The sequence below is a fragment of the Rhodoflexus caldus genome (genome assembly GCF_021206925.1).
GTDB lineage: Bacteria > Bacteroidota > Bacteroidia > Cytophagales > Thermoflexibacteraceae > Rhodoflexus > Rhodoflexus caldus.
In genome coordinates this window covers 1-24943 of the sequence record NZ_JAJPRF010000002.1, presented here as the reverse complement: position 1 = coordinate 24943, position 24943 = coordinate 1, and the positions used below count along the sequence as shown (strand labels likewise).

Here is a 24943-nt window from a genome sequence, read left to right as displayed (position 1 = left end):
AGGGATAAAGTTTAACTTAAATACCTGTAACCTGCGTTATGCAAAGGCAGGAATGCCGGTAATTTCCTTACCGAGAATGAGCAGGTGAATATCGTGCGTACCCTCATAGGTAACTACGGATTCCAGATTCATCATGTGGCGCATAATGCTGTATTCGCCCGTAATACCCATACCTCCCAAAATCTGACGAGATTCGCGCGCTACTTCCAGTGCCATTGCCACATTGTTGCGCTTAGCTAATGAAATTTGGGCAGTAGTAGCCTTGCCTTCATTCATCAGCACGCCCAGCCTCCATGCCACCAACTGCGCTTTGGTAATTTCGGTAAGCATTTCTGCTAATTTTTTCTGCACCAATTGGAAAGATGCAATCGGCTTACCGAATTGGATGCGCTCCATGGCATAGCGGCGTGCCGTTTCGTAGCAGTCCATGGCAGCACCGATGGCACCCCATGCAATACCGTAGCGGGCAGAGTCAAGGCACATCATAGGAGCACCTAAGCCACTCTTATTGGGCAACAGATTTTCCTTAGGCACTTTCACATTGTCAAAAACCAACTCGCCCGTAATACTTGCGCGAAGGCTCCACTTGCCGTGTGTAACGGGCGTACTGAAACCTTCCATACCGCGTTCTACAATCAGGCCGTGGATTCTGCCTTGCTCGTTTTTCGCCCAAACCACCGCAATATCGGCTTCGGGAGCATTGCTAATCCACATTTTTGCACCATTCAGCAGATAGTGGTCGCCCATATCTTTGAAGTTGGTAGTCATGCCCGAAGGGTTAGAACCGTGGTCTGGTTCTGTCAGCCCGAAACACCCCAGATATTCGCCTGAACCTAACTTGGGCAAATACTTCCTGCGCTGCTCTTCGGTGCCGAATTTGTAGATGGGGTACATCACCAGCGAACCTTGTACGGAGGCCGTAGAACGCATACCGGAATCGCCGCGCTCAATCTCCTGCATAATAATGCCGTAGGAGATGTAATCTAAGCCGCCTCCGCCGTATTCCACAGGAATTGTAGGGCCGAAAGCACCTATTTCGCCAAATTTTGGGACAATAAATGAAGGAAATATATTGCGTTGTGCACAATCTTCAATAATAGGGCTGATTTCGCGCTTCACAAAATCGCGGATGCTTTGGCGAATCATGCGCTGCTCGGGTGTGAGCAAATCATCTACGCCATAGAAGTCCGGATGCTCAAACAAATCGGGAGCATTTTTACGCTGAATCGTGTCCAATAAATTTTCTGCCAAGAAAGTATCCATTACTTGCAGGTTGATTAAAAGGTTGTCGTTTATTTTTTATTCACAGTGTTTACCAAGGCACGAAGCTGTGAGCGCAGTTTATCCAACTGATTTTCGGCAGCGTCTATCTTCACTTGGAAATCGCGGCGCAGTTTATCTGCTGTTTTGGAATTGGCAAAGAAATCCAGATTGTTTTTCCACAGCGAAATGTCGTTTTCCATGGCCGCAATCTTTTTGCGAAGTGCCTGCTCCTGCTTGGCAATGATTCTTCCGGCATCAGGATTGCCTTCCAGCGATTGGAGTTGCAGTTGGAACTTGATTTTTTCACGTTCTTCTTCCGGCATATCCAAATTTTTCAGGAAAGAAGTGATAGCATTATCCAAGCGGTCAGCTATTTTCTCCACCTGATTGCGCGGTACAAACCCAATGGCTAAGAATGACTTATGCAACTCTTCTAACTTGGCAAGGTCGGTTTCTTTGGCTGCTGCCAAGGCTTCTATTTGTTCGCAAATGGCGCGTTTCTTTGCCAGATTGGTATCAAACTCTTTTTCCTGCGCCTGAGACTTGTTGCGCTTGCGCTCAAAGAAATAGTCGCAGGCAGCCTTGAATCGCTGATAGATGGCTTCGCGCTGCGATTCGGGCACAGAACCGATTTTTTTCCATTGGTCTTGCAGTTTTTTCAGCGTAGCTGTTACGGCATCCCACTCGTTGCTGTCTTTCAGTGCTTCCGCCTGAAGGCACAGTTCTATTTTCTGGCTCAGGTTTTCTTGGCGGGTTTTTTCTAACTGGTCAAAGAACCGACCTTTGGCCGCAAAAAACTGCTTAAAGTTGCTCCAAAACTGTTTGTTGATATCTTTTGCCACCTCTTTTGGTGCAGGGCCTATTTTTTCCCACTCTGCCTGCAAGGCCATGATTTCCTTGGTCTTGGCGTTCCATTCGGTAATGCGGTCGGAGTTGAATTCGGCAAAAGGCTCAATTTTTACGCACAGCGCCTGTTTGGCTTTCATGTTTTCTTCCAAAATGCGGCGCATTTCCTCAGAGGCTTTGCGCTTGCGCTCATAGATAGCATCGGCTGCTGCCTTAAAGCGCTGCCAAATAGCCTCTTGTTGGTCTTTGGGCACAGGGCCTACCGACTTGTATTCCTCTTTCAGTTTGTTGAGTGCAGATATGGCGGCATTGATGTTATCGCCGGCGGCAAGGGCTTCGGCTCTTTCGCAAATTTCCTGCTTGGCAGCCAAGTTTTTGCGACGGTCTAACTCTATCAGTTCTATCTCAATGCTCTTTTGGCTGTAGAAACGGTCTAAAAGAGCATCGTAAGTGCTGTAAAGTGCATCGGCTTGCTGGGGAGGCACGGGGCCTACTTCTTTCCACTTTTGTTGGAGTTCTTTCAACTTATCCAAACTGCCTTTGCCGGTATCGCCGCCTTCCACCAGTGCTTTGATTTGTTGCAGGATTGCGTTTTTATCGTCATAATTTTTCTGACGACGCTTTTCCAACTCGTTGTAATACTTTGCCTTTCTGTCTTTTAATGCCTTGTAGTTGGCATAAAACTTATCAATCAGGGCATCAGATTTGAACTCAAAAGCATCCTGCTCGCCACCTTCTGCCAAAAACTTTTGCAGTGCTTCTTCGCGCTCTTCTTTGTTGATGCGGTCAACCTCCACTTTCATCAGGCGGAGGAGTTCATCAACTTTTTTGAAATTATTTTCATCAAATAATTTCGCAGAAGCTTCTACAAACTGTTCTTTGGTGTATTGCGAGAAGTCCTGTTCGCCCATTATATCCAAATCATGCTCATCTTCCTCGGAGGCATGTTCGTCGTGGATAGAAATTTCTTCGGACGTTAAGGAGTGTTCTTCCTGAGAAGGAACTGACGCTAATGCTTCCTGATTAAGCTCAGAGGCTTCGTTACGGTTTTCGGTTGGGTCAATCATGCTTAAATTAAAGAGACTGCATACCTTGCAAAGGTAGCAATTTCGCTTTAATTCAAACGCGGGTCTTCAGGAAAATTTGAATAGGCGCGATACTTGCCTCCCATATTTTTTAATATGGTCTGCCACATTTTATCGGAAGGCCATGTAAAAAGTCCTTCAATGGACTCGCGATAGATAATCCATGAGTTTTGCTCGATTTCGCCTGCTAACTGGCGGGCAGCCCAGCCGCTGTAGCCTACAAAAAAACGACAGTTGGAAGGATTCAGCCGGCGCAGGTTGCTGTAATGACTCATTTGCTCAATGTCTCCGCCCCAGTAAATGCCGTCTTTGATGGGAATGCTTCCTTTTAAGTCGGGAAATGTATGGATAAAGTGTAAAGTATTTTGCTCAACGGGGCCCCCTATGTGTATTTTTTGGTCTATATCAAACATTTCTGCTGCCTCGTTCACGGCAAGTGAAGTAGGTTTATTCAAAATCAAACCAAATGAGCCATTTTCTTCACTGTGTTCGCAAAGAAGTACTACCGTCCGCTCAAAATTTCCATACGGCAGAAAAGGTTCTGCAATCAGTATGTTGCCCTTGGATACGGTATTGCTGGCGTTTAGTTTGTCAGTAAAAATCATTCGCTCACCTCAATGTTACTTCGTACCGTAAACTAATAAATTGATTTGAAAAAAAACAAAAACTTTCCCGCAACAAATGGATGCAGGAAAGTTCCACGGTACTCTGCAAGATGAAAGCTCGTTGTAAAAAATATCATTAGCGATTAACTGCCTGAATATCAGATGTGCTGCTTAAATCGAGCACACTGAGTTCGGCAAGTTTGAAGGGGTCGCGGTAGTCGTATTGGGTAATTTTATTGCCGCCTACCATCATTAATATTTTGCGGTGATTATCGGGGATGACATCATAGGTTTGAATGTTGCTGAAATGTGCCACCTGTTTGATTGCTCGCGGATTGCTTGCGTCAAAGGCTTTCAGCCCATCGCGACCGTCACAAATAAACAGCAGTCCGTTGTCAATACCCAAACCGTGCGGATTGGTCATGGGGTAGGTGCGCACTTTTTGCGGACGCGAAGGGTTGCTGATGTCTATCACATCTAACTGGTTCACGTTGCCGCCGCAATCGCTGCCGTTGCGCAAGGTTACGTATGCATATTGCCCTTCTACGACAACAGGGTCGCAACTGCGCACGTGGCGATATGTCCCCTCCAACTGCGGGCGGGCGCGTTCGGTCGCATTGAAAATATACATACCTGATTGCGAACCTACAAAAAGGCGGTTTTCATAGCCAAAAAGGGTTTCAATATCGCTATTGACAGGTATTTTTTGACCAATAAGCTCGGGGGAAGCCGCATTTCTGATGGAAAATACCAGCAAATCGCGCGAATCAATGGCATACAAAAAGTCGTCCATCAGTACGAAACAGGCCATAGAGCCGCCTTTGCCGCCACCTGACGGACGGTTGGCAGGCGCTTTTGCCGTAGGTGCGGCGCTCATTACCAGCGGGTTACTGTTTACGCCAAAGGTGTTGCCCATCATGCCAATACCGTTATTGCCGGTTCTGCCTACAAGTCCAAATCCGCCAAAGGCACTGCGGATGATATTTTGCAGGTCATTACCTGTTCGCCATGCAATTGTGTTGGCATCCCATGCACCCGGGCGCGGACGATGCGTGAAAACCGCCGGGATGCGTCGCAGTTCCCTAATGGCATTCAAATCGGAAATGTCGAGCGCCACTAAATCCTGATGAGAATTGGCATACATAATATTTCCGCGAACGGCTATATCCACATTGCCCGGAATTTGGATAAACCCTACTTTTTTAGGTGCTTTCGGGTCAAAGTTGTTGATAATCAGCACACCTTCGTTAATAATATTCACATATAGAAACCCGTCATCATACCAGATTTTACCTGCCTGTGAAAGGCTGCTTTGTGCAAGGGTTGCAAATGTTTGTCCAAAAACTGCCAGCATGACGATGACTGCGGCAGCATATTTAAAAACGGTTTTCATGGCTTTTCTAAGGTTTGTTTGCCTGTATAGAGCGGCTTTTTGCTGAAAGGTTGCTGCACAACAGAAAAAAATTTGTGCGGATGGCCTAATTTTCATGCCGGCAAATATTTGAAGCATATGCAATCGTTTACCATCGGACATATTACGCGACTGTTAGCCACGCTTGCCCCAACAGCTTTGCAGGAATCCTACGACAATGCAGGGCTGATTATCGGCAGCGAAAGCCAATTGCTGAAAGGTATTCTCATCAGTTTGGATGCTACCGAAGAGGTTGTGGAAGAGGCCATTAGCAAAAACTGCAACCTGATTGTTGCGCACCATCCGATTGTATTTTCAGGATTGAAAAAACTCAACAGACGCAACTACATCGAGCGCACTGTTATCAAGGCAATTAAACACGATATTGCCATTTATGCTATCCATACCAACTTAGACAATGTGTTGCAGGGTGTCAATCATCGCATTGCCAATAAAATAGGCTTGCTGAATCAGAAAATTTTAGCACCCAAACGCGAGACTTTGCAAAAACTGTCTGTTTTTGTACCCGTTTCGCATACAGACGTTGTGCGTGAGGCCATTGCGGCGGCAGGAGCAGGACAAATCGGCAATTACAGCCATTGCACGTTTACCCTGCGCGGCGAAGGCACTTTCAAACCCAACGAAAAAGCCAATCCGTTCATCGGGCAGGCTAACCAATTGGAGCGCGTAGAAGAAGACCGATTGGAAGCTATTTTCCCTGCTTATTTACAAAGCAGAATTATTGCAGCCATGCGCGAAGCCCACCCCTACGAAGAAGTAGCCTTTGATATTTACCCGCTTGCCAACGAAAACCCCGAAACAGGAGCCGGTATGGTGGGCGATTTGCCTCAGGAGATGACCGGAGTACAGTTTTTAAACCTGTTGAAAGAATCTTTTCAAACACCCTGCATCCGCCATACCCGATTGTTGGAAAAACCCGTGCGACGAGTGGCTGTCTGTGGCGGTTCGGGAAGTTTTCTGCTGAACAACGCCATCGCAGCAGGAGCAGACTTCTTCGTTACTGCCGACTATAAATATCACCAGTTTTTTGATGCCGACGGCAAAATCGTTATTGCAGACATCGGACACTACGAAAGCGAAATTTGTACTACCGAACTGTTGCAGGAATATCTGCAACCGCATATTCCGGCAGAAATTTCCTTACAAATCACAAGTATTCGCACCAATCCTGTTTTTTACTTCACATGATTTTAAACAAACGGCCGTGTTTCTTGGTTAAAAGAAAAACCCCGCTACTCCTTAGCGGGGCTCTGGTGCATGAAAAAATGACTGTACGCTAAAAAATTGTTTCCGGCACCATCGGAGTTTTTTTATTCGTCTCTCTCAATGACTGATACAAAAATATGGCTTGTTTTTACCAATAATGATGACATAAATCATCATTATGTCTATTTTTAGAAAAATTTTTGAAGACATTCATCCCATGACTCAAACGCTATCGGTTCGCAACCCCCGAAACGGCCAATACGATTACACCATTCACCCACCCGATGCAGCAGAATTGGCGGCTATTTGCCAACGAATGCGCGCCGCGCAACCGCAATGGCAGGCACTTGGCGTAGCAGGCAGAGTAGCAGCCTTGCAACAATGGAAAGCCGCTTCGCAGGCAATGCTTCTGCAACTGATAGAAGCACTTTCTGTTGATACAGGGCGCAAATCCGAATCGGTACTGGAAGCACAGTTAATCGCATCTTCTATTGACCGCTGGTGCGGCATTGCCACCGATTTTTTGAGTCAAAAGGTTGAAAAACAGAGCAGTATTCCGTTTATCGGCATTGAACAAGACTTAGAACCGTACCAATTGGTAGGCGTAATCAGCCCATGGAACTTCCCGCTGCTGCTGTCGTTGATAGATACCATCCCTGCATTGCTGGCAGGCTGTGCGGTCATAGTAAAACCAAGCGAGGTAACGCCGCGGTTTATTAAGCCATTGATGGAATCTATTGCGCAGGTACCTGCACTTGCCGATGTGCTGGTGTATGTGGAAGGCGCAGGCGAAACCGGTGCGCAGTTGGTAGAACTGACCGATATTATTTGCTTTACGGGCAGTGTAGCCACCGGTTTGAAGGTGTATGCATCGGCAGCCCGCCATTTCAAGCCCGTATTTTTGGAATTGGGCGGCAAAGACCCCGCCATTGTTACGGCAACGGCTGATTTAGACCATGCCACCTCTTCCCTGCTGTGGGGTTCAGTAGTAAACGCAGGTCAATCCTGTCTTTCCATAGAGCGTATCTATGTGGAAGACAGCGTATTTGACCAATTCGTAGATATGCTGGTGCAGAAAACCAACCAACTGCGGTTTGCATACCCCACCTACGAGAGCGGACAAATCGGGCCTATTATTTCCGACAAGCAGATAGATATCATCAACGAGCACCTGCGCGATGCACGCGAAAAAGGCGCAAAAATTCTGACCGGCCCGGGGCATGTAGAAACCATTGATGGCGGCGGATGGTGCTTCCCGACCGTTCTCACCAACGTAAGCCCCGATATGAAGGTGATGAGCGAAGAAACCTTCGGGCCTCTTATGCCTGTTATGCCGTTTCATGGCATAGAGGATGCCATAGAAAAGGCGAACAGTACCGTTTTCGGGCTAAGTGGAGCTGTATTTGCAGGAACAAACGAAGAAGCGATGGCTATCGGCAGACGCATTAAAGGCGGCGCCATCAGCATCAACGACTGCGCACTGACCGCCGTGGTGCACGAAGGTGAGAAAAACTCGTTTAAAATGTCGGGAATTGGCGGCACACGCATGGGGCCTTCTGCCATTAAGCGATTCATGCGCCAAAAAGCATTTTTAATCAAACAACAGCCCATAGCCTCTCCTTGGTGGTTTGACAGCCAACATTAGGCAATCCCGCTTTTTTGCCCTAAATTTGCGCCCGTTTATTACGGATAGCGGCAAGAGGCTGTCGCTGTCATCATGTTCAATCATTGAAAAATCATGGCAAATATTGTCGCCATAACCGGCAGGCCAAACGTAGGCAAATCCACCCTTTTTAATCGGCTGATTGAGTCCAGAAAAGCCATTATGGACAACGAAAGCGGCGTAACACGCGACCGCCACTACGGTCAGGCACAATGGGGCAATAAATTTTTTACCGTCATAGATACGGGTGGCTATGTACATGGCTCAGACGACGTTTTCGAGGGTGCCATTCGAGAGCAGGTAGAGTTGGCCATTGAGGAAGCCTCCGTGGTCATTTTTATGGTTGATTTGGATGCAGGCCTCACCGATTTAGATAAGGACTTTGCCAACGTCATTCGCCGCAGCAAAAAGCCTGTTTATGTAGTTGTCAATAAAGCCGATACGCCCGCTAAGATGAACTATGCGGGCGAGTTTTATGCACTCGGCTTTGACAACATCTTTCCTATTTCTGCCATCAACGGTTCAGGAACGGGCGATTTGCTGGATGCCATTGCCTCACATTTTGATGAGGAACAAGAAGAAGACCCGCACGCAGGGTTGCCGCGTTTTGCCATATTGGGAAGACCCAACGTAGGCAAATCATCTTTCCTCAATGCACTGCTGGGGCAACAGCGCAGCATTGTTACCGATATTGCAGGCACTACCCGCGACAGTATAGACACCCGCTACCAGCTTTTCGGACAGGACTTTATCATTACCGATACGGCAGGGTTGCGCCGCAAATCCAAAATTAAGGACAACATCGAGTTTTATTCTACCCTACGCTCCATTCGCGCTTTGGAAGATTCGGACGTATGTATCGTAATGGTGGATGCTACCCGAGGGCTGGAGTCGCAAGACGTGAGCATTATTTCATTGGCACATCGCTACAACAAAGGCATCGTACTGATGATTAACAAATGGGACATGGTAGAAAAAGACAGCAAAACCGCTAAACAAATAGAAGATTCCATTCGCAAGCGTTTAGCGCCTATTGACTACATGCCTATTTTGTTTACCTCCGTAATTAACAAACAGCGCATTTTTCAGGCCATGGAAAAGGCTGTGGAAGTATATCACAACAAGTTCAGAAAAATTCCTACCTCCCAACTGAACGAGGTAATGCTGAAAGAGATAGAAAACTATCCGCCGCCGGCCATCAAAGGCAAATTTGTGAAGATAAAATACATCACCCAGTTTCCGGCAAAGTGCCCTACGTTTGCATTTTACTGCAATTTGCCGCAGTACATTCAGGAGTCTTACCAGCGCTATCTGGAAAATAAAATGCGCGAGCATTTTGGTTTGGAAGGAGTACCTATCCGCTTGTTTTTCAGGCAGAAATAGTTGTTTTTCTGAAAAAAAACACTACTTTCGTACGGCATTTTTCAACCTACCGACAAACTACATGATTAGGAAACATGATGAAAAAGCTACTCTTACTCATCTGCATTGGAGCTATGCTGGTTTTTGTGGCTTACTATCGCCAAGGTACACCGCAAAAAGCTCAAGTTGAACCAATCGGCACAACAAAGTAAAAGTTTCTCTCAATGACAACAAGCACCGGTTACGATGGGTAATCGGTGTTTTTTTATGTCGTTTGATAAGATGCCGCCAAAAATCAGACCTGTAAACACTAACTTAGTTGCCATAATCCCGATACCCCATGAAAATCAGCGACAATGCTATTTCAGCGCTGCGCCAGTCTGCACTTTTCAAGCAATTGCCCAAAGAAGTATTGCAAACCATTGCGGCCAAAACCAAACTTCGGCAGTTTTTTCCCGACGAAACCATTGTGTGGCAGGGTGACCCAAGCGACAGCCTTTATGTAATTACCAATGGCATTGTGGCCGTGCAACGCATGGGAGCCAACCACCAAACGCAGACGCTCGCCTATTTGATGCCCGGTAATACTTTCGGCGAAGTAGGAATACTGGAAAATCAACCGCGCTCGGCAACCGTAAAAGCCATCACAGACGTAGATGTGCGCGTAATCAGGCGCGAACATTTCATGGAAGTGCTGCACCGGCATCCTGTTGTTGCCATAGAACTGGCGAAGATGTTGGGGCGCTATTTAGTAGATGCCAACCGCCGCATGGCGCGTTCCGCAAAAGCAAGAATGGTACTGATTCTCAATGTATTTGAGGGACAGGGTGCCACCAGCATCGGGGTTATGCTCGCCAACTGTCTGGCAGAAAAAACAAGTGCGCGCACGGTTTACACCGAGTATCCCGTTCCACAAAAATTAATTGCCGACTTGGGTATTGAAAAACGAACCAAGTTGTACAAAAGCAAGCACGGCTCCGATTTCCTCATTTCATTGGACGACCCCGCCCTTCCCGATGTAGTCAAAACTACTTTCATGCTCGACAATATCATCACCGAATATGAAAATGTGGTAATAACGCTGAATGAATCGCTGGATGAAGACGCAGACGGCAATCTTGACCAAGATATTGTCATGCTGCTTGATTATGTCAAGCAAATTATCTTGCTCACTCCTCCCGATAAAGTAAAAGATGCACAGTTAGTAAATGTCCAACAAATGCTGCGCAAGCATATCCGCCGCGATGAGGTGCAGATATTTACCCTTGTAAACAGCACCAGCGAGGAGTTGCAGCACTACCCTGCCGATGCCGGAACCGATTTCTACATTCCGTTTATTCCCGACTTCCCTTCACTCAAAGTAGGCGAACATGAAAAATTGCCCGTGCCGACAGTGTTGCAAAACATATTTGAAATGCTGATAGACCGATTAGAACGCAGTAATAACATCGGCATTTTCATCCCCACCACAATTGACGTGGACAAAGCAATAGATGCCAAGCCTTACGTAGAGCGCACGTTGAACTTTTTAGCCGAGCGCTTTGGCGGCGCTACCAGCAAACAAGCCGAAGGCGTTTGGAACAGCGAACAAGCAGGGCTTGTCGGTGAAACGGTGTATGTAGTTTATACCTACGTTACCCACAACGATATGAACCGCCACCTCGACGAGGTGATAGAATACGTTAAATCGCTGAAAAAGGAACTTCGCCAAGAAGCGATGGCTATGGAAATCAACAAAAAACTAACCCTGATTTAGGGCTAAAAATCTTTTTTTACCGTGATATAGCCCGGATAGGGAATAGCAAAACCGGCAATATTGATGTAGGGTTTTACTTTGAGTGCTATTCGTGTGCTGTTGTTGCCTTTGGCGACTGTGTCAAAGGCAAATCCCAAAAGTGCGTCGCGCCCTTCATTGGCAAATATCTTTTTCAAGTCCAGATTGACTGCCACAGGCATGGTAGCAAGCCCGCCATTGGGTGCTACTTGCACAGGCGTATTGACCGCTCCGTCAATAATGTCTTTGCCATCCACAGCCAAAATCCAGTCTAACCGAGTTACGGCTGCCGGCTCCGAATTCGGATTTTTTACCTCCACATTGGCCAAAAAACTAAAAACAAAAGGGTTGTTTCCTCCCAAAGCGCTTGTCAGTTTGGCCGCATCGGTAAAGTTAAAATCGGTCAAACCGCGCTTTTCCGAAAAGTCAATACCGGCTGCTGTAAATTTGCTCAATCCTTGCAGCCTGAAAGCGCACTGAGTGAAGTTCCGCATCTGGCGGATAGACTGGCAGGCCGTAAAAATTCCTGCCAGCACCATCGCCAAGAAGAATATTTTTACTAAATCGTTTTTTCGCATCCTGTTTAAAGGTTCATAAGGCTTTCCCGACGACGCATTTTGCCTGCCGGAATACCAAACATCATTTTAAAACGGCGGCAGAAATAGGCCGTATCTTTATAGCCGACCTCATTGCCAATCGCACGAATACTTTTCTTACTGGTACGCAGCAAATTCACGGCCATTTCCATTCGCTGGTACTCAATGTAATCCTGCGGATTGATGCCGGTCAGCATTTTAAAATATTGCCCCACATAGTCTTCCGAAACATTGGCTACTTGTGCCAACACGCGGTTAGACAAATCACCGTTCAGATTATTCTTGATATAGGTGAAGATGTCAATAAGACGAGGGTCTCTGAAATAGGTATTGTTGGTTGCCAGTTTTTCGGTGAACTGATGATTAACCAAAATATGGCGGATGATTTCCACCACCAGCAAATCCGTTTGCAGTTGTATAACCCGCTCGCGTCCTACCGAATCCGCTTCGCTTTCGCGCACAATTTCTTCGGTTATCTGCAACAGCCGTTTATTGCCTTTAATAACAAACGGGGGGATGTCTAACGAAGTAAAGAAGCTGACCGAATCAAAAACTTTTGCTTCAAAATTAATGTGAAAATAGTTTTGAAATTTTGTTCCGTTTTTCAACTCTTGTATAGGCAAGTGTTTGCGGAAATATTGCTCCCTGTTATGGATAAATTCTTCATTACCAATTTGTATGGAGCGGTCGCGCATACCAAAGGTAAGATGGCAAGCCCTTCCCGCAGGTATAAACAACATGTCGCCTTCGTGTGCTGTTTCCGCTGTTGTTTCAAGTGTTACGGTAGAGCCTTCCCCTACCACAATTAAAGTATTTTCCACGTCGTAGGCATTATTAACCGTAACCGAATGTAAAATATCCAAGTGCCGACAGCGAATAAAACGAACACTCAGCGATTCTATAATCCTATTGAAGTCTTCCATAACGGGTAAATACAAAAAGAGTTAAAGATTAATATTAGACAAATCTAATATTAAAATGCACAAATGCAAACTTGAAGGCTGTGTTTAATTGGAATATTTATCTAACCTGCCCTATGATGATTTCATCGGTTTGTACAATATTGCTCAGATTTAACTGTCTGTCTGCCAGTTGTATCTCAAAGCGAACCGTATCGCCGCGCATCACCCTGGGGCGATAAGCATCGGCAAATGCATAAAAAAAGTTAAACCCGTAGCGCAGGCTGCCTTCAATGGCTGTGCGTGTAGGTAGGTTGTTCAAGCGCGGGAATCGACCGTTCAGCGTTACGCTTGGGTCGGAAAATACAACAGGAACAAATCTGCCCCGCTCTTTTTTAAAAACATTGATGAGATAATTGTAATAAAACCGATTGGGTGTACCGTCCGGATTGGTAATATTGAATGGCGGATTGATGTCTTGGTCGCCAAGGCCTAAGTCGCCGTCGCCGTCTTTATAGGTAATAAAAATAGCGATAGAATCTGTCTGCGGGAATCGGCCGGGGCTTACCACTATATTTTGAAATGTTATTTCCGGCACAACCGAATAATTGGGCTCCCGAAAGCAGGCCGTTAGCGTTACTAAGCAAAAACAAGCAATTAAAGCATTTCTTGACAGCATGGAGTATTTTTGGGTTTAACAGAAAGTTTACCAATGCAATTTACGCAAAGATTTAAAACGAGTTTACAACATATTAACGCAAATAATTTTAACGAAATGGCTTTGCAGGCGTTTCGCTATCAAGCCGTGCATTGCAACACCTACGCGGCCTACCTTGCCGCATTAAAAACAGATATAGATACCATTCAGACAATCAGGCAGATACCTTTTATGCCTATCAACTTTTTCAAATACCACCGCATAGGCAGCACCCCACAAGAGGCCGAAGTGATTTTTGAAAGCAGTGGTACAACGGGCAGCATCAACAGCCGCCACTATGTTGCCGATGCGGCTTTTTACAGTGCCAATGCGCGCCGCATTTTTGAATATTTCTACGGCAACCTTGCCGACTATCATTTGTTTGCCCTGCTGCCGTCTTATCTGGAAAAGGGCAACTCCTCGCTGGTGTTTATGGCGGAAGATTTTATGAAAAGCACAGCTCAACCTTCGGGGTTTTTTCTGCATAATTTCAACGAACTGGCACAGCGCCTGCAAGAAACTTGTTCGCAAGGGAAAAAAACCATTTTGCTGGGTGTAACTTATGCCCTGCTCGATTTTGCCGAGCAGTACCCTATGCACCTGCCCGATTTGATTGTGATGGAAACAGGTGGCATGAAGGGACGCCGCCGCGAAATGATTCGGCAAGAAGTACATGAAACCCTCCGCCGTGCTTTCGGCTGTCAGGTACACTCAGAATACGGCATGACAGAACTGCTTTCACAGTGTTATGCCGTCAATTCTGATGTTTTTCAAACGCCGCCACAGGTGCGCATCCTGCTGCGCGACTTGAACGACCCTTTTGCTCCGGCCGAACGTGCCACGGGAGGCATTAACATCATTGACCTCGCTAATATTGACTCGTGTTGCTTCATAGAAACGCAAGACATCGGACAGCAACTGTCCGATACAACATTTCGCGTATTAGGCCGTTATGACAATAGCGACGTTCGCGGATGCAACTTGCTTTTGTATTGAATTTGGAACTATATTTGAACTATACACCCTCAAAAATTACGCTTATGAAAACCAAAGGATGGATTGCCTGCGCCCTGTTAGCCGTAACTTTTATGGCATCGTGCGCCTACAAAACCTGCCCCACTTATGCCAAGCACAACGCTACGGTGAAAGAAAATAAAGTATCGCGCGGATAAGACTTGAAACCCCGACAGAACTAAATTTTGTCGGGGTTTGCTTTAAAAAATTAATTAACCTCATTAACTTTTTTCAGGAATTCATTCGTATCTTTCCTAAAATCAGGAAGATATGAAAATGCTCCGTTTACTGTCGCACTGTCTGTTACTGTTACTTGCATCGGAGGCCGTTGCCCAAAAAGTTCGCATAGCCGATTATTATCCCTCCCAACCCGGCACGCGCTGGATATATACACCTCCGCCCGACAAACCGGATTATATTTCACGCATAGAAAAAGGCGAAACAGAAAATACGGTCTGGCATTATGATGCCACCAATGCCGCCAAAGTACTGACGTTTGATAAACGCAAAGGACTGCTCTATCTGGGCGAAATTTTCAACGACCGCTCCAAAGTAGTTTTTGAAAAGCCGTTCTATTGGTTTACCGGCCAAGTGCGCCGTGGCGATTCGTTGTACGCAACCACACCTTACCGCAAATATGAAAACGATGGCCGCATAACTGCAGGCACATTCACGCTTAGCCAAAAAATAGTCGGGTTTGAAGATGTTACTGTTAGCAACGGACAAATTTACCGACAATGTATGCGCGTTGATTTCAATACTCACTGGACTTTCGCCGATGGTCGGCAGGCAAAAAGTATCAATGTTTATTATTTCGCCAAGGGCATCGGGCCTGTAAAAGCCTCCGCGCGGTTTATCATTATCTCACCCGAAGGAAAAGAACTTATCAACCGATTGGTAGAAACTGACCTGAAAAAATTTGAACCTGCACTATGAGTAACATTAATCCATCTAATCATGGCGGACGGCGCGAATTTATCCGCCAATTAGGCGCTGCAAGCGCATCATTGCTTTTTGCTCCCGACTTTGTCGGCAACTGGGCAGCAGATACCCGCACAGACGTACTCGTACTTGGCGGCGGCATTTCAGGCCTGTATGCTGCTTTGCAACTGCAAGAAAAAGGCTATTCCGTAAAAGTATTGGAAGCGACCAATCGCATTGGCGGGCGATTGTTCACCTTAGACAATGTGCCGGGCAAACCCGAAGTTGGTGGTATAGAAGTCGGTAATGGCTATAAATCTATTTTATCGCTGGCAGAAAAAGTCGGAGTACCTATCGTTGCGCACCCTCCTGCCCCTCCGCAAGCACGGGAAACAGCACTGTTTGTCAAAGGAAAACTCATCGGCACGCAAGAATGGGCAGCAGCAGAAAATAATTTATTGGCAGCAGCAGAAAAAAATATACTCCCCGCCATGTTAGAAAGCTACTATACCATGAAAAATATTCCATTTCAGCAGCTGGAAGAATGGTATAGCGGAAAATTTAAACATTTAGACATTCCTTATGCTGATTTCTTACGCCAAAAAGGCGCATCCGATGAAGCCATTCGGCTGATTAATGTTAATGCCAATATCCACGATGTCAATCAGACCTCGGCTCTGCACGTGCTGAGAAGTCTCAGCCTGCGCACCATTGGCGGCAGTACAACCACCTTACGCATAGCAGGCGGCAGCAGCAGACTCCCCGAAGCCGTAGCAGCGCGCCTCAAACAAGCACCTGAAACGGGAAAAGCCACTGCGCGAATCGTCCAAAAGAAAGGCCGCGTAGAGGTTTATTGCAAAGACAAAAGCAAATACACTGCGCGGGCGGTCATTTGTACACTGCCGTTTACTGCCTTGCGAAAAATTGCTATGGAAGTACAATCACCTGATTTACAGCGTGAAGCAATCCTGAATATGCCCTATATTCCCATTTCGCAGGTACACATGCGCCCAACGGAGGCATTTTGGGAACAGGATGAAATGCCCCCTGCTATGTGGACGGACAGCCCGCTGGGGCGAATTTTTGCCACTTACAACGAACAAGGCCATGTAGAGCGGCTTACGGCATGGATGGTTGGCAATGAAGCCGCAAATTTTGACAAACTGTCCGGAGAAGATGCCAAAAAATTTGTGCTTGACGAAATGAAAAAAATACGCCCTGCATCTGCCGGTAACTTAGAAATCCTGTATGTCAATTCATGGGGGAATCATCCGTTCAACGGCGGTGCTTATCACCAATATGCCCCCGGACAAATCAGCCGCTGGGTGCCACAACTGGCAAAACCGGCAGGCAGTATTTGCTTCGCCGGCGAGCATACCTGCTTCACACATACCGGCATGGAAGGAGCCGCCCAATCTGCGGAACGCGCAGTCGGCGAAGTAATGCAAATACTCGGCAAATAAATCCATAATTATCATATTAATCGTAAAAAAAATGAAAAAAATCAGCCTTTCTTTCTTTGCAAGTGCGATGGTAAGCCTCTGCACATTTGCGCAAAACATTACATTTAATCAGGACATTTTTAACAAGTTTATTGAAATGCGCGTTGGCGATGGCAAAAAGCCTGTGTATTGGTATTGCTACGGCGAGGTCTATTCATACCCCGATGGTAAGTTGCTTAGTCGCATGGAAGGGATAGACGCAGCCAACCTGATTCCGGTCAGCAAGGACAGTGTGATTCAGCTAAACCGCAAAATTTTCGTTTACACCGATGCTCAAACCAATCAGGTACTCAAAGAGTACAACGGGCAAAAGGTAACGCATATCGAGTACCCTTATCAGAAGATTACTTACGTATTGCAAGGGGACAAAATGGCCACTTACGTAGAACAAGGCAGCGGCGAGCGGATTACCAAAATGGGGCCGGGGTATAAAACTCTTGCCCGCCAAATAGGGGACAGCTACGTATTTACCTCGCCTGTTTTTTTGGATTGGGACACGCCCCGCGGCAAGTATGAAGCCTATGAAAACTACGATTTTTACTACTTCCCCAAAAAAACCAAGTTGCAACATCGCTATCAGTTGAGTTGGGTGCGCTACGGCGATTTGCCCCCTTTCTTCGGACAGGGTAAAAAAGGAATTATTCAGTTAGTTTGTTATCGGGTGGACAGTTTTGATAAAATTCCCGAACCTATCCGCTCGCATATCCGAAATGAGGCTACGCTATGGCTTGCACCGCCTAAAAATCTGGAAGAAATTGCTCAGCTCCAAAAAGGAAAATAATTTTTGCCATGAATGAAATTTATTCGGTGCATATTGCGTTATATAGAAAACTCAACCCCTACTAAACCAACTTTTTTTTTACCTTCACTACTCCTATTTTTATGCGCTCCGATGGCAAAAACCAAGTACCGGATATCAGTTTCAGCAACGCCAGCGGCGATGTGTTTTATGACGAACAAGCCGATTGTGTATGTATCACACTGACAGGCTACTCAGAGGGTGAAGTATATCGAGCACTGCTTAATAAGGCTATTGAGTTGCTAAAAAAATACGGCACATCAAAACTGTTGGGAGATACGAGCAGTAGTGAGGTAATATCGGTAGAAGACCAAGACTGGTCTAATAACGATTGGGCAAAACGGGCTGTGGAGGCAGGTCTCCGATATAACGCCATTGTGCTTTCAGAGGATATTTTCGGCCGACTTTCCATCGAGTCTATCGTAGATAATGCCAAAGTAGTAAAGGTCAAATATTTTAACAATGTGGCAGAAGCCAAAGAATGGTTAAAAACGATTACCTAATTTGCATACTTCGGTAAAATGCTGCCAAAATGTGCAACAAACTAAATCTATTTTCACAAAAAAATCTCGACAGTTTATTAAAATCTGTCGAGATTTTTTGTGTAGTCCGATGTTCTCAAAGCTCCTTTACATAGGCGGAAGAGGCGGCGGCATAGCAGCAAATACGCTATTGAGCGCCTGCACCTGTCCGGCCTGTGTCCATCCGCTCATGCCTTGCATCCAAACCAACGACTCTCGGGTAAGCTGCCCATTGGTTGCCATCTGCGTGAGTTGGTTCATGTCAAAAGGCCCTTGCTGCTGACCGTTTACAGCCACAAAAAACTGCACAGGGGGCGGTGTCGGGGGTACCGGTGGCGGATTGGGAGCAGCCGTGTTGCCGACAATATTATTCATCATTTGATTGCCTAAGCCAAAGCCCATACCAACGCCCATACCTGCACCCATACCTCCCGCAGGGTTATCGGCCGCCTTTTCAATGGCATTAGCTGCCTGAAACTTCGTGTACTGGTCTAAGTTGCCCAAAATTCCCATACTGCTGCGTTTGTCCAGCATAGCCTCTACTTCCGGCGGCAGGGAGATATTTTCAACCAACACCTTAACCACCTCCACGCCGTAAGTATCAAAGTCGTGGGCGATTTTTTCTTTGATGTAGTTGGAAAACTCATTAACGTTGCCCGCCATATCCAACACAGGAATTTTTGCTTCGCCGATAATATCGGTAAAGCGCGTAACAATCATATTGCGGAGGTTGTCGGCAACGTCTTCGGCACGAAACTGACCGTTAGTACCTACCAATTCCTTGACAAACTTGGCGGGGTCGCTCACCCGAATGGAATAGGTGCCAAAAGCGCGCAGACGCACAGGCCCAATTTCGGGGTCGCGCATCGTAATGGGATTTTTTGTCCCCCACTTCCAGTTGGTAAAAACTTTTGTATTCACGAAATATACCTCGGCTTTGAAAGGACTTTCAAAACCGTATTTCCAACCTTTCAATGTGCTCAGGATGGGCATATTTTGTGTGATGAGTGTATGCGTTCCGGGGCCATACACATCGGCAAGCTGTCCCTCATTAATAAACAAAGCTGCCTGCGATTCGCGCACAATCAGCTTTGCACCGTATTTAATTTCGTTATTGGCATGGTCAAACCGCCAAACGAGCGTGTCGCGGCTATCGTCCAGCCACTCTATGATATCAATAAACTGCTTGCTGAGGAAATTGAAAATACCCATTTCAGTCGTGTTTGTTTGTTGGCAATATAGCAACTTTTCGGAGAAAAAGCAGACTATCAGGTAATTTACTGCCAAAGACTGCACATATTGTCCGTAAATGCGTCAGGGTTTGTTACATTTGCAGGCAATCGGTTACAGAACATGATTGACGATATTGTCGCTTTCCTTGCGCAACTGCCTCCCGTAACGGCTGCTTTTTTGGCTACATGTTTTACTTGGCTGGTAACGGCTGCGGGGGCTTCGTTGGTATTTTTCTTTCGCAGAATGAACCGCACCGTACTGGACGGGATGTTGGGCTTTACGGGTGGAGTGATGATTGCTGCCAGTTTTTGGAGTTTGCTTGCACCTGCCATAGCCATGAGCGAAGGCACCAGCAAACTACTGAAAGTCATGCCTGCTACCATTGGTTTCATTTCGGGTGCGCTGTTTTTGTTTATGCTGGACAAACTGCTGCCCCATTTGCACATCAACTTTAAAGAAACGGAAGGCATCAAATCACCGTGGCAGCGCACGACCCTGCTCGTATTGGCCATCACGCTGCATAATATTCCCGAAGGGCTGGCAGTTGGGGTACTTTTCGGCGGGGTAGCAGCAGGCATTCCTGAGGCAAGTGTTTCAGGGGCGGTTACACTTGCCATCGGTATTGGTTTGCAAAATTTTCCCGAAGGGATAGCGGTGGCTATGCCGCTGCGGCGCATGGGCATGAGCCGCACTAAAAGTTTCCTTTACGGACAATCTTCGGCACTTGTAGAGCCTGTGGCAGGCGTGCTGGGTGCATTTGCCGTAGCATTTTTTACTCCCATCCTCCCCTATGCGCTCTCCTTTGCCGCCGGTGCCATGATTTTCGTAGTTGTGGAAGAGGTAATTCCCGAAACACAATTGGATAAAAATACCGACATCGCAACGTTGGGTTTTATCTCCGGTTTTATTGTGATGATGACGCTCGATGTAGCACTGGGCTGAGTTTGCCAAAAAATGTCCGTCGGTGAACGAACCTGTGCTTTTTCAGGACACCTGCCTCCTTGTACCAATACTGCAATCGTTTTAAAATCAATCACTTGCAATAAGCGGCATTGCTTTGGCAAACCAAAGGCAAACTTGAACATTTACAGTATGAAACTTAAACTGACCGCACTTATTGGTGCCTTATTTCTATCTGCCGCAGCCTTTGCACAAGATGAACCGGAAACCTTACTCGGCAAGCATGTCAAAGTATCAGGATTTGGTGCGCCTATTGTTGAATTTAGCAGCATTAACAACCAATTTACCGTTTCTACGGGCGGCGGCGGTGCCGTGCTACTGAACCAGAAATTCTTTTTCGGGGGGTACGGGCTGGGGCGTTCCAACAGCGTAAAAGCCAAAAATCCCGACCAAAAAATAGGACTTGGTCACGGCGGCTTCTGGTTGGGCTACAACTTTAATCCTCACAAATTACTCCACATTACTGCCAGTGCTAAAATGGGTTGGGGTAATGTTTCTTTGTATGACAACGACTTTAATGCCCGCCAAAATTTCGGCTCCGATAATGTTTACGTTGTAACGCCCGAAGTAGGAGCAGAAATAAATATCACAGGCTTTATGAAAATTGCTGTTGCGGGTGGTTATCGCATGGTGAACGGGGTTGCCGTAGATGGGTATAACAACGCTGATTTCAGCAGCCCGACGGCTTCCGTGTCGTTTAAATTTGGCTTCTTCGGACAGCGTATCAAACAGTAAAAACCGATTGAACATCATCAAAAAAGCCACCCCGCAGGATGGCTTTTTTTGGTGTATGTCCTGTGTGTGAATGGCTCCTGTTGTCATTACCCGAACACCACAAGATTTAAAACTGGATAAGTAACTCTTTCCACTAATCGCTCCACCTCCTGAGCGTTGGCGCTACTACCGATGGTCTGAATGACCTTATACCGCCCGCTGCTTTTGTCAATCACCTGTACGCTGATGACACCGCTTTTGTTCTTCTTTTTCCTAACAAACATGGGCTAAATTTACCAAAAAACACCTTGGACACCCAACACCAAGAAAATAAATTCATAACTAAATGACTATCAGATAGTTACAAAAATTCAGTAAGAAAAGTGTCAAAAGCAGGAAAACGCATTTTAAGTTTTAATCATTTAAAAAGTTTGCGCCATCATTTAGCAAAATGAAAAAGTTTTTAGCTTGTTGCAATAAACTATACTTGTGCCTATCAGCTATGCTGACAGTATTAAAGGCATACAAGTATGAAACAAAAGCTACTACTGTGGCTGGTTATCCTTTTAACGGGCATAACCACCTCGCTTCACGCACAAGTTAAGGACAGGTCGGGGTTAGACATCCCCGGGCAACGCCTGCCCGAAGGCACGAACAAAGCCGCGTTGGAAGAAATTCAAAAACGCGAACTGGCACGCATCGAAGCGCTGAAAAAGCGATTGGACGAACTGGTCAAAATTCCCGAATGGAAAGACAAGTACGGCAAACACTACACGGACGGCAAATTGTACAACATTATCGACCTGTTGCCCGACGGAAGTCCGCTGATGGTATCGCCTAATTCTAACGTAGGTGCAGCACGAACTACCCGCGCCAATCGCCTATGGACAGGCGGCAGTTTGGGGCTGAATCTGAACGGCGAAGGTATCACTTTCGGTGTTTGGGAAGCATTTGACAATACACCCGAGGGGCATCAGGTAGCAGCTGTTTTGCCTACTCATCAGGAACTTAACGGGCGGGTTACAATTATGGACGGCGCCACGCTTTCACCTGTCGGCAGAGGTTCAAACCATGCTACGCACGTAGCCGGTACGCTGGCTGCCACAGGCATTGTCCCCGAAGCCAAAGGGATGGCAAGTGCGGCACAAATTCATTCTTACGATGTTACGAATCATGTAGCTGAAATGGCTACCGCTTCTGCCAACGGCATGCGCATTTCTCAACACTCTTACGGTGCTTATATTATCACACACGTACCGAAAGAATGGGGCGGTTATTATGATATTTTTGCTCGGTGGTGGGATGAAGTTGCCAATAATGCCCTAACCACTTGATAGTCAAGTCGGCAGGGAATGACGGCGCTGTAACGGGAAGCAATCCTGCTTTTGGCGACGGGTATAACGTATTGACTACCTCTTCCAATTCCAAAAACATTTTGGTGGTAGCCAATGCACAAATCGTTGATTTTTATGCAGGTCCTTCCAGTGTTGTAATCAACCCAAGCAGTTCGCGCGGACCGACCGATGACGGGCGCATTAAACCGGATATTACGGGGGCGGGTACATTCATTTTTTCGCCTACCGGTGATACAAACACTTCGTATGCTACCAAAACAGGCACTTCTATGTCCGGACCTAACGTATCGGGTTCGGCGGGTTTGTTGCAACAGCATTGGAGCAACTTGTTCCCAAGCACTCCCTTCCGTTCGGCTACGCTGCGGGGGTTAATCATCCACACGGCAGATGAAGCGGGTCCCGCACCGGGTCCTGATTATACTTATGGTTGGGGCTTAATGAACACCGCAAAAGCCGCCACTATTTTGTCGCATGTGGCAGCATCGGGTTCCCAACACCTTTTGCAGCAAAATGTATTGAACAACGGCGGTTCGTTTTCCGTGAACGTAGTTGCTTCGGGTAATGAACCGTTGCGGTTTACTGTTTGTTGGAACGACCCTGCCGCAACGCCGCTTAGTGAGCCTGATTTAAGCAATTTTGACGACCCGACTTCGCGGTTGATAAACGATTTGGACTTACGCATTACCGACAACGTAACTAGCCAAGTCTATTATCCGTGGACAATGCCTTATCAGCTCAACCCTGCCAACAAGAGCGTAGCTACACAAACGGCATTGCAAACAACCGATAACAACCGCGATAACGTAGAGCAGGTCGTTGTTTTCAATCCCATTCCCGGGCGCAGCTATACCGTTACTCTTACGCACAAAGGCACGCTTTCGGGCGGCTCACAAGAGTATGCCATTATCGGCAGCGGTATTGGCGGTACGCCGATTGCGTCTTCGGGTGCTACCAATCCCGCCGATTCGCGCATAGACCGCGTCGTATTCGGAACGCTTGACAACAGCAGTGCAACAGGTTGCACAGGCTATACCGATTTCAGAACAAGCGTTACCCCGCCGCAAATGGGCGCAGGGCAAACCGTTAATTTCAGTGTTACCTTAGGCACTTGCGGCGCAAATGCCAACAAGCATGTGCGCATTTACGTGGACTGGAACGGCGACGGCGATTTTAACGATACGGGCGAAATGGTTGCACAATCTACCGCACCCGTTAACGGCACGGGGGTTGCCACGCTCAATGTTTCATCGGTAGTTGTACCGACTGTTGTACAGGAAGGCGGGCTTGCTACCCTGCGCGTTGTCTGCGTAGAAACAAGCAACGTTAACGACATCACACCTACGGGAAGCTATACCAAAGGCGAAACAGAAGATTATTTGGTGCGCTTTACCCGTCCGCAAAACGACGTAGGGGTGGAAGAAATCATCTTGCCTTCGGAAATTCCTTGCTCGGGCAATATACCCGTAGTGGTGCGCATCCGCAACTTTGGCGATAATGCAGTCAGCAACGTTCCCGTGCAATTTACCGTTAATGGCGGCTCACCCGTTACGGCAACTCTCACGGGCACACTCAACCCGGGTGCGGTGCGTACTTTGCTGGTAGGAACTTTTGCGGCTGTGCCTGCAACTGCCTATAACATTGTTGCCCAAACAACACTGACAGGCGACGGTGCACCAAGCAATAACAGTACGACAACAAGTATTACAACGCCCGCAGCCCCTGCTCTTACGGCTGCTTCCGCTACGGCTTCATGTACGCCCGGCGACCCTGTAACTCTGACGGCGACTGTAAGCGGCGGCTCGGCAAACGTAGTGCATTGGTTCGACCAGCCTACGGGCGGTAATCGCATCGCCGTAGGCAATAACACCACCATTACATCGGCGGTTGCAAGTGCCTTGCCGAATCCTAACACGGTTTATGCAGGACTGAACGATTTCAGTGCAACGGGTGCGGGGCGCATTAACGGCATTAATACTTCCGCTTCTTATTACAGCGCCTTTGGCAAGGTCTTCTTTAACGTAACCACGCCTTTCAGGATTGCCTCTGCCAAAATGTATATGTTTGACAATACCGGCAGCACTTCTTTTGGCAACCCGATTGTCGGGGCTTCTATCATTTTCCGCGTTAGAAGTCAGGCTACCGGTCAGATTGTCAGCACCTCTATTGTGCAGGCACGTCAAGTCCCTATTACAGGCGACTTCTTTCCCGTCAATATTCTTTTCCCTGCCCCCGGTGCATATGAGCTTACCATAGAGTATCCAAGCCATGTATTTGTTTACTTGGATGACAGCGGAATTCCTGCGGGCTTCTATCCTGCCAACCTGAGTACCGTAGGGCAGATTACAGGGAATGATTGGGGCGCAGATAAATACTTCTGGCTATATGACATGACGCTTGCCGGTGCTGGTTGCTCTGCCGGCAGCCGTGTGCCTGTAACTATCAATATCAGCCCTGCTCCTGTGGCAACTATTACACCCGCAGGCAGCACCGTAGTAT

Annotated in this window: 22 protein-coding genes; 14 read left to right on the top strand and 8 right to left on the bottom strand. The window is 47.0% G+C overall.

Going from position 1 to position 24943, the window contains the following annotated elements; all coding sequences use genetic code 11:
- Positions 1-36: 36 nt before the first annotated feature.
- The 4 genes from NDK19_RS02300 to NDK19_RS02285 all read right to left on the bottom strand — a co-directional run bounded on the left by NDK19_RS02300 (position 37) and on the right by NDK19_RS02285 (position 5192).
- Positions 37-1263 carry an acyl-CoA dehydrogenase family protein gene (locus tag NDK19_RS02300; RefSeq protein WP_250630221.1) on the bottom strand — a complete coding sequence of 409 codons (1227 nt, stop codon included), beginning with the start codon at positions 1261-1263 and terminating at the stop codon, positions 37-39.
- Between the two features lie 29 nt (positions 1264-1292).
- Complete coding sequence (locus NDK19_RS02295; protein WP_250630220.1) at positions 1293-3176, bottom strand: DUF349 domain-containing protein; 1884 nt, start codon at positions 3174-3176, stop codon at positions 1293-1295.
- A 47-nt stretch (positions 3177-3223) separates the two neighbouring features.
- Positions 3224-3799, bottom strand: a complete 576-nt coding sequence (locus NDK19_RS02290; protein ID WP_250630219.1) for a YqgE/AlgH family protein — start codon at positions 3797-3799, stop codon at positions 3224-3226.
- A 136-nt stretch (positions 3800-3935) separates the two neighbouring features.
- Positions 3936-5192 carry an LVIVD repeat-containing protein gene (locus tag NDK19_RS02285; protein WP_250630218.1) on the bottom strand — a complete coding sequence of 419 codons (1257 nt, stop codon included), beginning with the start codon at positions 5190-5192 and terminating at the stop codon, positions 3936-3938.
- Between the two features lie 117 nt (positions 5193-5309).
- On the opposite strand from NDK19_RS02285, the gene NDK19_RS02280 reads away from it, so the two are divergent.
- From NDK19_RS02280 to NDK19_RS02265, 4 genes are all read left to right on the top strand, one after another.
- Positions 5310-6419 (top strand): Nif3-like dinuclear metal center hexameric protein, encoded by a 1110-nt coding sequence (locus NDK19_RS02280; RefSeq protein ID WP_250630217.1) that lies wholly within the window; start codon positions 5310-5312, stop codon positions 6417-6419.
- A 196-nt stretch (positions 6420-6615) separates the two neighbouring features.
- Positions 6616-8082 carry an aldehyde dehydrogenase family protein gene (locus NDK19_RS02275; protein ID WP_250630216.1) on the top strand — a complete coding sequence of 489 codons (1467 nt, stop codon included), beginning with the start codon at positions 6616-6618 and terminating at the stop codon, positions 8080-8082.
- 93 nt (positions 8083-8175) lie between these two features.
- Positions 8176-9483, top strand: a complete 1308-nt coding sequence (gene der, locus NDK19_RS02270; protein ID WP_250630215.1) for a ribosome biogenesis GTPase Der — start codon at positions 8176-8178, stop codon at positions 9481-9483.
- A gap of 319 nt (positions 9484-9802) precedes the next feature.
- Positions 9803-11218: a cyclic nucleotide-binding domain-containing protein gene (locus NDK19_RS02265; RefSeq protein ID WP_250630214.1), complete on the top strand. Its 1416-nt coding sequence runs from the start codon at positions 9803-9805 to the stop codon at positions 11216-11218.
- A gap of 2 nt (positions 11219-11220) precedes the next feature.
- Here NDK19_RS02265 and NDK19_RS02260 read toward each other — a convergent pair whose 3' ends face one another.
- The 3 genes from NDK19_RS02260 to NDK19_RS02250 all read right to left on the bottom strand — a co-directional run bounded on the left by NDK19_RS02260 (position 11221) and on the right by NDK19_RS02250 (position 13329).
- On the bottom strand, positions 11221-11814 hold the full coding sequence (locus NDK19_RS02260) for a hypothetical protein (protein ID WP_250630213.1): 594 nt from the start codon (positions 11812-11814) through the stop codon (positions 11221-11223).
- A 5-nt stretch (positions 11815-11819) separates the two neighbouring features.
- Positions 11820-12755, bottom strand: a complete 936-nt coding sequence (locus NDK19_RS02255; RefSeq protein ID WP_250630212.1) for a helix-turn-helix domain-containing protein — start codon at positions 12753-12755, stop codon at positions 11820-11822.
- 97 nt (positions 12756-12852) lie between these two features.
- Complete coding sequence (locus tag NDK19_RS02250) at positions 12853-13329, bottom strand: hypothetical protein (RefSeq protein WP_250630211.1); 477 nt, start codon at positions 13327-13329, stop codon at positions 12853-12855.
- A 177-nt stretch (positions 13330-13506) separates the two neighbouring features.
- On the opposite strand from NDK19_RS02250, the gene NDK19_RS02245 reads away from it, so the two are divergent.
- The 6 genes from NDK19_RS02245 to NDK19_RS02225 all read left to right on the top strand — a co-directional run bounded on the left by NDK19_RS02245 (position 13507) and on the right by NDK19_RS02225 (position 18167).
- Positions 13507-14424 (top strand): long-chain fatty acid--CoA ligase, encoded by a 918-nt coding sequence (locus tag NDK19_RS02245; protein WP_250630210.1) that lies wholly within the window; start codon positions 13507-13509, stop codon positions 14422-14424.
- 44 nt (positions 14425-14468) lie between these two features.
- Positions 14469-14600 (top strand): hypothetical protein, encoded by a 132-nt coding sequence (locus NDK19_RS16865; RefSeq protein WP_262910255.1) that lies wholly within the window; start codon positions 14469-14471, stop codon positions 14598-14600.
- A gap of 112 nt (positions 14601-14712) precedes the next feature.
- Positions 14713-15378 (top strand): hypothetical protein, encoded by a 666-nt coding sequence (locus NDK19_RS02240; RefSeq protein ID WP_250630209.1) that lies wholly within the window; start codon positions 14713-14715, stop codon positions 15376-15378.
- Complete coding sequence (locus tag NDK19_RS02235) at positions 15375-16826, top strand: flavin monoamine oxidase family protein (protein ID WP_250630208.1); 1452 nt, start codon at positions 15375-15377, stop codon at positions 16824-16826. Before NDK19_RS02240 ends, NDK19_RS02235 begins: the two co-directional genes overlap by 4 nt.
- A gap of 31 nt (positions 16827-16857) precedes the next feature.
- Complete coding sequence (locus NDK19_RS02230; protein WP_250630207.1) at positions 16858-17646, top strand: DUF1838 family protein; 789 nt, start codon at positions 16858-16860, stop codon at positions 17644-17646.
- 101 nt (positions 17647-17747) lie between these two features.
- On the top strand, positions 17748-18167 hold the full coding sequence (locus NDK19_RS02225) for an STAS/SEC14 domain-containing protein (RefSeq protein WP_250630206.1): 420 nt from the start codon (positions 17748-17750) through the stop codon (positions 18165-18167).
- 126 nt (positions 18168-18293) lie between these two features.
- On the opposite strand, the gene NDK19_RS02220 is transcribed toward NDK19_RS02225, so the two are convergent.
- The gene (locus NDK19_RS02220) at positions 18294-19397 is read right to left on the bottom strand and encodes an SPFH domain-containing protein (RefSeq protein ID WP_250630205.1); all 1104 of its coding nucleotides are present in this window, start codon (positions 19395-19397) and stop codon (positions 18294-18296) included.
- A gap of 141 nt (positions 19398-19538) precedes the next feature.
- Here NDK19_RS02220 and NDK19_RS02215 point away from each other — a divergent pair, with 141 nt between their 5' ends.
- The 4 genes from NDK19_RS02215 to NDK19_RS02200 all read left to right on the top strand — a co-directional run.
- Positions 19539-20360 carry a ZIP family metal transporter gene (locus tag NDK19_RS02215; protein WP_250630204.1) on the top strand — a complete coding sequence of 274 codons (822 nt, stop codon included), beginning with the start codon at positions 19539-19541 and terminating at the stop codon, positions 20358-20360.
- 150 nt (positions 20361-20510) lie between these two features.
- On the top strand, positions 20511-21113 hold the full coding sequence (locus NDK19_RS02210; RefSeq protein ID WP_250630203.1) for a hypothetical protein: 603 nt from the start codon (positions 20511-20513) through the stop codon (positions 21111-21113).
- A gap of 509 nt (positions 21114-21622) precedes the next feature.
- On the top strand, positions 21623-22426 hold the full coding sequence (locus NDK19_RS02205; protein ID WP_250630202.1) for a S8 family serine peptidase: 804 nt from the start codon (positions 21623-21625) through the stop codon (positions 22424-22426).
- Positions 22423-24943, top strand: a 2521-nt coding sequence (locus NDK19_RS02200) for a S8 family serine peptidase (RefSeq protein ID WP_250630201.1), incomplete at its 3' end; no start/stop codon positions are given. The genes NDK19_RS02205 and NDK19_RS02200, both read left to right, overlap by 4 nt.

What these genes read in the sequence shown, in the direction of transcription:
- NDK19_RS02300 (WP_250630221.1), bottom strand. Translation starts at nt 1,263, where the DNA reads ATGGATACTTTCTTGGCAGAAAATTTATTGGACACGATTCAGCGTAAA.
- NDK19_RS02295 (WP_250630220.1), bottom strand. Translation starts at nt 3,176, where the DNA reads ATGATTGACCCAACCGAAAACCGTAACGAAGCCTCTGAGCTTAATCAG.
- NDK19_RS02290 (WP_250630219.1), bottom strand. Translation starts at nt 3,799, where the DNA reads ATGATTTTTACTGACAAACTAAACGCCAGCAATACCGTATCCAAGGGC.
- NDK19_RS02285 (WP_250630218.1), bottom strand. Translation starts at nt 5,192, where the DNA reads ATGAAAACCGTTTTTAAATATGCTGCCGCAGTCATCGTCATGCTGGCA.
- NDK19_RS02280 (WP_250630217.1), top strand. Translation starts at nt 5,310, where the DNA reads ATGCAATCGTTTACCATCGGACATATTACGCGACTGTTAGCCACGCTT.
- NDK19_RS02275 (WP_250630216.1), top strand. Translation starts at nt 6,616, where the DNA reads ATGTCTATTTTTAGAAAAATTTTTGAAGACATTCATCCCATGACTCAA.
- der (WP_250630215.1), top strand. Translation starts at nt 8,176, where the DNA reads ATGGCAAATATTGTCGCCATAACCGGCAGGCCAAACGTAGGCAAATCC.
- NDK19_RS02265 (WP_250630214.1), top strand. Translation starts at nt 9,803, where the DNA reads ATGAAAATCAGCGACAATGCTATTTCAGCGCTGCGCCAGTCTGCACTT.
- NDK19_RS02260 (WP_250630213.1), bottom strand. Translation starts at nt 11,814, where the DNA reads ATGCGAAAAAACGATTTAGTAAAAATATTCTTCTTGGCGATGGTGCTG.
- NDK19_RS02255 (WP_250630212.1), bottom strand. Translation starts at nt 12,755, where the DNA reads ATGGAAGACTTCAATAGGATTATAGAATCGCTGAGTGTTCGTTTTATT.
- NDK19_RS02245 (WP_250630210.1), top strand. Translation starts at nt 13,507, where the DNA reads ATGGCTTTGCAGGCGTTTCGCTATCAAGCCGTGCATTGCAACACCTAC.
- NDK19_RS16865 (WP_262910255.1), top strand. Translation starts at nt 14,469, where the DNA reads ATGAAAACCAAAGGATGGATTGCCTGCGCCCTGTTAGCCGTAACTTTT.
- NDK19_RS02240 (WP_250630209.1), top strand. Translation starts at nt 14,713, where the DNA reads ATGAAAATGCTCCGTTTACTGTCGCACTGTCTGTTACTGTTACTTGCA.
- NDK19_RS02235 (WP_250630208.1), top strand. Translation starts at nt 15,375, where the DNA reads ATGAGTAACATTAATCCATCTAATCATGGCGGACGGCGCGAATTTATC.
- NDK19_RS02230 (WP_250630207.1), top strand. Translation starts at nt 16,858, where the DNA reads ATGAAAAAAATCAGCCTTTCTTTCTTTGCAAGTGCGATGGTAAGCCTC.
- NDK19_RS02225 (WP_250630206.1), top strand. Translation starts at nt 17,748, where the DNA reads ATGCGCTCCGATGGCAAAAACCAAGTACCGGATATCAGTTTCAGCAAC.
- NDK19_RS02220 (WP_250630205.1), bottom strand. Translation starts at nt 19,397, where the DNA reads ATGGGTATTTTCAATTTCCTCAGCAAGCAGTTTATTGATATCATAGAG.
- NDK19_RS02215 (WP_250630204.1), top strand. Translation starts at nt 19,539, where the DNA reads ATGATTGACGATATTGTCGCTTTCCTTGCGCAACTGCCTCCCGTAACG.
- NDK19_RS02210 (WP_250630203.1), top strand. Translation starts at nt 20,511, where the DNA reads ATGAAACTTAAACTGACCGCACTTATTGGTGCCTTATTTCTATCTGCC.
- NDK19_RS02205 (WP_250630202.1), top strand. Translation starts at nt 21,623, where the DNA reads ATGAAACAAAAGCTACTACTGTGGCTGGTTATCCTTTTAACGGGCATA.